Source organism: Desulfosarcina sp. (genome assembly GCF_033791525.1).
In the GTDB taxonomy this organism is placed as follows: domain Bacteria; phylum Desulfobacterota; class Desulfobacteria; order Desulfobacterales; family Desulfosarcinaceae; genus Desulfosarcina.
Genome location: NZ_JASJGN010000367.1, coordinates 1 through 7,458 on the forward strand (window position 1 = coordinate 1; position 7,458 = coordinate 7,458).

Consider the following 7,458-nt stretch of genomic DNA (forward strand, 5'->3'; position numbering starts at 1 on the left):
TTGCCCGATGCGCAAAAGGATGAAGAGATGGTGCTGCAGTGCGGCAGCGGCTATCGCTCTAACATTGCCGCCAGCATTCTGCGCCAGGCGGGCTATTCGCGAGTCAAGTCCTTGGCCGGGGGTGTGTTTGCTTGGTCCAATGCTGGCTTTCCCCTGATATCATCATAACGGCGGCCTCCCATGGCGGCCTTGGTTCGATGGGGCACGGCCATTTGTTCAACGCAGCGCGACACGGGGCGTGCCCTTACAGGTGGGATTGCACAGTGAACAATTGAACACGGGTTGGAAAGGGGCGTTCCCTCAAAGTGTTAAAAATGGTATCGCAAGCGCAGTTCGAGCTTGTTCTTGTTTAGCTTTTCCGCAAACTCGGTGAAGGTTCCGCCGTTTAAAAACGTATATCGCAAGCGCAGCTCCCAATTGGTAAAGCCCGTATACTGAATATCAGGGCTGATGGAGTAACTCTGGTCGTCCAGATTGAAAATGGTGATCAACCCCGGGGTGAGATATAGAATGTCAAACGGGTCCTTCTGATTGATTTTACAGTAAAGATAATTTCGGCTCAGGTTGGGGCTGCTGTATCCATTGCTGGAAACAGTCTTTGCGTTTTGGATGAGGTTGTCTGACCCGGTGTCGTTAAAATGGGAATCGGCATCTTCGACCAATTGATAGAACGCGGTCAATTCCTCAGACGAGAAGCCAGCACCATTGTGGTAATATTCGATGATGGTGGTGATATCGTTTTCAGTGAGATATCTTAGGCCAAAGAGATATCGACTCACAGACAGTTCCCGACTTTCAAGTTTGCCGGAGGGTGCGAGATGATTTTTTTGCAGGTCCGGTAAATAGGCATATTCTCCATGAATTTCAAAATTCGAGGTCAGATTTCTGGAAAAATCGACGCCGTATCTCAGGGATCGGCTGTTGCCGGTAAATAGCACAAGGTCTATATCCGTGTCTCGATAAAGCATGTAAAGCTTCGCGGCGATGTTCATGTGTCCCGATTCACCGAAATCCTCATTCACATGCTCGTAGACCGGTATTGCAACGGTTGTGAGGGCGATCGTCTGCAAGGGTTGGTTGAAACTTTTGATCAGATCGACACCAGCAGCGATATAGCCCTCCAACGCTTCTTCGGGATTGTTGGGGTCTTTGGGGCGATCAATGAACCCGACCGGATTCCAAGCATATCCGGTACCCCACTTGAATGTTTTTTTTCCAAGATCGGCGGTGACAAACGGCTGTAGTTTAAGACTCAGATTGGCTTCATAAATGTCGACAGTGTCTGACCAACCCAAATTGTCCTGCATCGCTTCGACGTGCAGCAGCCCGTTAAATGCCGCGATGCCCTTTCTATAGCCGACATCCAGTTGAAGGCTGCCTGTGACGCGGTCAATGGTGCTGCGGGGATCATTGTAAAAAATGAGGCCGTAGAAGGCGCTTTCTGAATTCAGATCGATGTGTTCAAACTTGATCTCAGCGTATCCTCCCCATTCAAATGGTTTCGCTTCGAACGCTTCCACGTCAAAGCTGTACTCTTCCGCGGCAATTGCTTCCATATTCAGCACAACCAGCGGCAGAGATAGCGTGACAAGGATAAGGGCCGATATCCAACAAAACCCTTTACTCATCGCAGCTCATTCACCCGGGGTAGATAATTCAGGGTGAACACCTCATCCGCCAAGTCTTTGCGGTTTACCTTAGCGTAAAGCATGATGGATTTGTACCCTTTGTAGAGCGGACTGTCCGTCTCCAGAACCGATGGACGGACCACGTTGTCGCCAAAGTCCTTTGAATCTTTGTAGTATAGTGTTTTAATCAGCATGCCGCTGGCGGCGTAGCACTCAATGGTGGTGGGTACCATGGCTTTTTTATCGACCATCATTTTCAAGCGGTCGTATGCTACCGTTGTGGTCTTGGCTTTGCAGTCAAGCGTGTATAAATCCGCCGATGCCTCCGCAATTGTAGCGTTGTACTCCGCACTGTAGTCCAGGCGCAATATATCCGAATTATTGAAAACCCCGCCCACCACCGACTGCAGGCTGGTAATCCGCAGCGGTTTGCCCACATTGGGAATGTAGAGCCACATGTTGTCACCCAGCCGAAGGGTTGCTCTCCCGTTTTCACTCGCCGGAGATAGGAAAAGCGCCACCATCTTATCCTGGCCCTTTTTAACCGTGTACAGCACATACTCCTTTTTGCTGCCGTCGGGTTCAATATTGATCAGCTTGCGATACATCTCATAGGATTCTGGCTGCAGGTTGCGATCCACCTGAAGCAGGATTTCGTTTCCGTCCATGGCGGCTGCCGGAGCAGTTAGAATCAACAAGGCAATCATGTGCAAAAGAAAGCCGCTTGCAAATAAGCGCCGCTTGGTTAATGGCGTGGTCCTTTTCATGCGCAACACCTCCTTTATACGTGCCGCAACGCGGCGATGGGGTCCATCCGGGCGGCTTTGAACGCCGGCTGCACGCTGGCGGCCATGGCAATACCGATGACAATCAGCACGATGGTGATCACATCCCCGGCGCCGATGGTGGGCGCCAGCAACAGGTTGGACTGCCGCCCGAAATCAAAGGTGATGCCGACAGCGTTGATGGCGGCAATGCTGATCAGACTGATCGTCGTTCCCACCGCCGTTCCTAAAACGCCGAGCAGAAAACCCTCGGTTAAAAACATGGCCATGATCTTGCCCGGCTGTGTTCCGATGGCGGCGATGGTCCCGATTTCATTGATCCGCTCATATACAGCCATGATCATTACATTCATGATGCTAACCAGTACAATGGCCACAAGCATGATTTTGATGAACAGGGTCATCAGGTCGATCATTTGGGCAATATTGTAAAAAGGTGACAGACTCTCCCAGGTGTGCACCTGAAATACCGGCTGGTCGTTTTTACCTTTGATGGATTCAAGTTCGGCCTTGAGGTTGGAAAATACCTTGGGCAAGCTATCCATGTTTTTGAGGCGAATCGCAATTTCACTGACCTCAACGCCGCTGATGCGAAGCAGTTCTTTGGCGTCATCCAGGTGAATGACGCCGTCCCGGCCACCCGGGCCGGAAATTCCTTCCAAGACGCCACTGACCGTATAGGTCATTCCATTGACCGAACCGTCCTTGTTATTGGCCACCAACACCACGCTATCACCCACGTTAACTTTCATACCCTTGGCAATCAATTCCGGAATGAGGATTTGGCCCTTGTCAAGCAGCGTTTTTTTCTTTTCCCCCTGAATGATGCGATCGATAAGCAGTGGTACGGTCTTGACCTCCTGCTCGGGGATCACCGTATTGAGGCGAATATTGGTGGTCTCGGTAAAGTTGCTGAACATGGCGCCGAGCTTGATGCGCATGGAAAAGGATTCAATTTCCCCAATGGCCTCGAGGGCCTGGGTTACCTTGGCGACCTGGCTTTGGTTCAGGTTGCGATTGAGCGGCAGATTGTCAATGGAAGCCAGGTAGCCTTTACGGTGGACCTGCAGATGGCCTAACATGGAATCGGTGATTTGGCCTACCATCATCTGCTTGAAAGAGCCGGTGATGGAAACGAACAGAAGGACGGACACCACCCCCAAGGCGATCAAGGCCGATGTGAGCAGGGTGCGACGCTGGTACCGACGAAGGTTGCGGCAAGCTATTTTGATGACATTAAGCATGAGGTCCTCCCTCGTCGTTAGGGCGTTTCAACAGCTTGCCATCTTCCAGGGTGAAAACGATTTCCGCGTTGCGCATCACTTTGGGGTCGTGGGTGGAAAAGACGAAGGCGGTGTTGAACTCATCGCGCATTTTTTTCATCAATTGGATGATTCGGTTGGCTGTCTCTCCATCCAGGTTGGCGGTGGGTTCGTCGGCCAAAACCAGTTTGGCATTGGTGACCAGTGCCCGGGCCACGGCTACCCGCTGCTTCTGGCCGCCTGATATCTGGCGGGGGTATTTATTGCCCTGGTCGCCCATACCAACTGCTTCAAGCAGTTCGCTGACCCGCTTTTTACGTGCCGGGGCTGGCCAATTCTGCACCATGAGCAATGGATATTCAACGTTTTCAAAGACGGTCAGGACCGGAATCAGGTTGAAATCTTGAAATACGAAGCCGATGTTGGCGCCCCTGAATTGAGCGGCCTGTTGTCGGTTCAAGCTTACAATGTCCTGATCGGCGACCTGCAGCGATCCCCTAGAGGGGGGATCCAGGCAGCCAATCATGTTGAGCAGGGTGCTTTTGCCACTGCCTGATGGCCCCACGAACGAAACAAAGGAGCCGGGTTGGATGGTGAAATCGACCCCGCGGATGGCCGTGACAGATATGTCACCGATATGGTAGGTTTTTTCCAGGTGTTCTGCGACAACTAAAGACATGGGTGTTTCCTTTTTTGCGCCACAAGTACCGTTTTGACAGAAGCGCTTAATGGTATTATTCGGAATTTGATGGTTGGTATTAGCGTGATGAATGCGCGCAGGTCAGAAAAATGGGCTCGATGTGGATGTAGATGAATAGTAAACATCCGCATCAATTATAGTGGGTTGTGTCGAGGATTGCAACAGTTCCGCAATCCTGAGCCCATACCCGCTATTGGGTTTTTCCCATGGTACCGCCAGAACGGGTGCCAAAACCGAAAGCCTCTTTAGCGTGATTCCATTTCCCCATGATCCAAAAAACCGTCCGCATCAGGTCTGCAGCGGTGAAGGATTCCTTATTGGCACCATCGATGCGATGGCTCAGCTCGTCGTAAGCCAATCGCCCGACTTTTTCCATGGTGTTGAATTGTCCCGATGCCTTTTGAGCCGCCGCCGGCGAACCAAAACTGATTGCCATCAAAGCAACAAAAAATTTCATATTAAGCGCCTTTTCTTGATCGATTGATGATTTCGCTTATAGAGAGGTAATTGTCACTTAGGTTACGGGATTGAGGAATAATCCCAGGCTGGCAGCCTTAGTCCCTATATGTGAAAATCAGTCGTTGGCGGGTATCCTTGAAAACAGCGTTTCAACGATGATGCTCCCCAGCCGGATGGAACGGAGGATGGGTCGAGCAGGCCGAGCGCAGGCCCCTTTCAGAAATCCTTGCTGGCTATTATCCCACAGTGAAAAAAGAAGGGTAACAGATACTTCAAGGCAACAGCGATGATTGATCCAACATTGCAGTCAGCTTTTTGCACAAGGCGGGGTTGCGCGAGTCAAATCCCTTACCAGTGGAGTGTCTGTATCTTCATATACAGGCTTTCCCTTACACTGAGCGGCAACGGTTGTTCCTAAAGCGGCCGTATTGGTCCCTGTTTGATTACGGATCCTTAGCGGTACTTGTCGTGGACGGAATAGAATCATCTGCTGTTTGATTGGCAAACAACGGGGAGAGGTGTATCGCCAGGGTTAATGCGACATGTGGTTATTAAGTCGGCTTCGATGCGTTGCATTCATTTAGCAGATCCTGCATCTTTTGATAGTCGATGGCATTTTGTATGGCCACACCACTTTGTTCGGCAACGGCCATGGCGAAATTGATATCGGTGCTGGAGAAAAACCGAAATTCAGCGGTGAGCCGCCGCAACATGCCGATGGGTTCTCCCTTGACCGAAATAGGTGCGGCCAGGATGCTGCCTACCCCTTCGCTTGCCGCTTCCCTATGATAAAGGGTGTGTACGTCTGTGGTGGCGTCCGGGATGACCACCGGTTCACCCTTGAGGATAAAATAGGTGGCCAGTTCGTCGTCTAACGGCCCTCGTTCCAGATAGTTGCGGCTCAATCCATACGCTGCCTTGAGTTCCAACTGCCCTTTTGATGATTCGATGAGGCGGATGGTACACGCTTTCAGGTTCATGACTTCAGGCAGCCTGGAAACAATCAGGTCGAGAACCGTGTCCAACGGCCGCGTTTCTCCAATCGCCCTGCCGATTTCACAGACAGCTTTGAAGTAGTTCAGCTGCCGCTGCTGCTCGTCATGGATTCGCGCATTTTCGATGGCGATGCCGCATTGTTCTGCCAGGGCGGCGGCGAATTCAACCTCAAATGGATTAAATTCCCGCCGGGTGCGGGTGAGCAGCCGAAGGATGCCGTTGATTTTTCCGCGGATGGGAATGGGGGCCACCAGTATGCTCTGGATGCCTTCCTGGCGTGCAGCCTCGGGATAATCGATGCGGGAGTCATTGGCTGCATCGGAAATGGCAATCGGTGTTCCCTCCAGGGCCTTTAAAACGCTTTCCTTCGCATCGATGGGCCCACGGTTCAAATAGGTGTCGCTCAATCCTGAGGCAGCCTCCAACACCAACTTCTGACCCGAAGGGTCCAGCAAACGAATGGTTGCGGCATCCACGTGTAGGATTTGCGGGATTTTGTTAACGATTAGATCGAAGACCTCCTTGGGGTCCAAAGAGGCGGTTATGACTTTGGTGATGTCTATAAATAGTCGGAGATATTCGCTCTGTAGCTTCATAATTATGTGTGCTCCCTTAATGATGCATGTTTGGTGTTTTAACGTATTCAAGCGGCCAAGAAACCTGTCGGGGACGGAGCCGGCACTTTGCCACACCCGATACATGCAAAAAAAATTCCATCGGAGATGATGCTGAAGTTAGCCTGTCTGGGATTTTCAGCCACCTGACACCATTCGTACGGTTAGAATATAAAATGAATTATTTTAGATAGTTGAAAGAGTTTAAAGGTTGGCAAGGTTTTAACCATGTTATGGTGGATTCGTCCCATCGGCGCCTGTTTTTAGTTGCACCCGACATGATTTTATAGCGATTCAGCAAATCGGTTCTGTCACGGACAGTTTTCATTTGAATGCTAACTGAAAACAAATCAAGCGCAAATGGAAATCAAAGATTCAAAGCTTAAGTTGATAAAGGCTTCAATCTTGTCATCCAATTCAATATATGTTCAAATGAAAGCAAACGATCAGCCCGTTGCCTAAACCAATCGATGCTTCCTCTGGAGCGCCAGGTACAGAGTTCTGAAATGGTTCGCCAACAGGATTTCATCCGTGTAGAGGTCCTTGCCCGTCATTATAATGTGATCAACTATACGATTCGCCGGGATTTGAACATGCTGTGTGAGCACGGAATCGCTCGGCGGCCACATGGAGGCGTTCAACGGTGTGTCCTTGGCTTTCAGCACCGGTACTGCCCCTGAAATCGTTTCCAAAGCGCTTTCTGGGGCTCCAGCATCTTCGGATCTTTACCAATAAACTCAACATTGCCATGCTGGCCTTCACCAACCCTACTTTAATATTCTGCGACCAGGCGCCGCCGCCGGCCATCCTTGAACAATCCGGCGCCCAGCTGCTCGTCTGCAAAGGAGAAAGGTTCCCATGAGTCGCATCGATATCCGTGAACTGGCCAAGCAATGGGGTCTGGTCGTTGCCGTTGAACAGGTTTCCTTTACGGTTGCCAAAGGCAGCCTGACGGTGCTGCTGGGTCCGTCCGGCTGTGGGAAGTCCACTATCCTGCGCCTGATTGCCGGCCTG

9 protein-coding genes are annotated in these 7,458 nt (G+C 51.0%); 3 read left to right on the top strand and 6 right to left on the bottom strand.

The features are described 5' to 3' along the window. Entirely contained in the window at positions 1-168 is a 168-nt protein-coding gene (locus QNK41_RS18130; protein WP_319259711.1) for a rhodanese-like domain-containing protein, read from the top strand. A gap of 140 nt (positions 169-308) precedes the next feature. Here the strand turns inward: QNK41_RS18130 and QNK41_RS18135 are convergent, their stop codons facing one another. From QNK41_RS18135 to QNK41_RS18160, 6 genes are all read right to left on the bottom strand, one after another. Next, positions 309-1,556 (bottom strand): hypothetical protein, encoded by a 1,248-nt coding sequence (locus QNK41_RS18135; RefSeq protein WP_319259696.1) that lies wholly within the window; start codon positions 1,554-1,556, stop codon positions 309-311. Positions 1,557-1,624: 68 nt separating this feature from the next. Then, positions 1,625-2,395 (bottom strand): outer membrane lipoprotein-sorting protein, encoded by a 771-nt coding sequence (locus tag QNK41_RS18140; RefSeq protein ID WP_319259699.1) that lies wholly within the window; start codon positions 2,393-2,395, stop codon positions 1,625-1,627. 14 nt (positions 2,396-2,409) lie between these two features. Continuing rightward, positions 2,410-3,657: an ABC transporter permease gene (locus tag QNK41_RS18145; protein ID WP_319259703.1), complete on the bottom strand. Its 1,248-nt coding sequence runs from the start codon at positions 3,655-3,657 to the stop codon at positions 2,410-2,412. Further along, a complete protein-coding gene (locus tag QNK41_RS18150; RefSeq protein WP_319259705.1) occupies positions 3,650-4,354 on the bottom strand; it encodes an ABC transporter ATP-binding protein in 705 nt (234 codons plus the stop codon). Before QNK41_RS18150 ends, QNK41_RS18145 begins: the two co-directional genes overlap by 8 nt. Positions 4,355-4,565: 211 nt before the next feature. Beyond that, positions 4,566-4,832, bottom strand: coding sequence for a hypothetical protein (locus QNK41_RS18155; protein ID WP_319259707.1), 267 nt, complete (start codon positions 4,830-4,832; stop codon positions 4,566-4,568). A 553-nt stretch (positions 4,833-5,385) separates the two neighbouring features. Beyond that, entirely contained in the window at positions 5,386-6,426 is a 1,041-nt protein-coding gene (locus QNK41_RS18160; RefSeq protein WP_319259709.1) for a GAF domain-containing protein, read from the bottom strand. A gap of 524 nt (positions 6,427-6,950) precedes the next feature. Between QNK41_RS18160 and QNK41_RS23135 the strand changes: the two genes are divergently transcribed. Together QNK41_RS23135 and QNK41_RS18165 are read left to right on the top strand one after the other, a co-directional pair. Continuing rightward, complete coding sequence (locus QNK41_RS23135; protein WP_413815176.1) at positions 6,951-7,124, top strand: DeoR family transcriptional regulator; 174 nt, start codon at positions 6,951-6,953, stop codon at positions 7,122-7,124. Positions 7,125-7,302: 178 nt separating this feature from the next. Further along, positions 7,303-7,458, top strand: a 156-nt coding sequence (locus QNK41_RS18165; protein WP_319259713.1) for an ATP-binding cassette domain-containing protein, incomplete at its 3' end; no start/stop codon positions are given.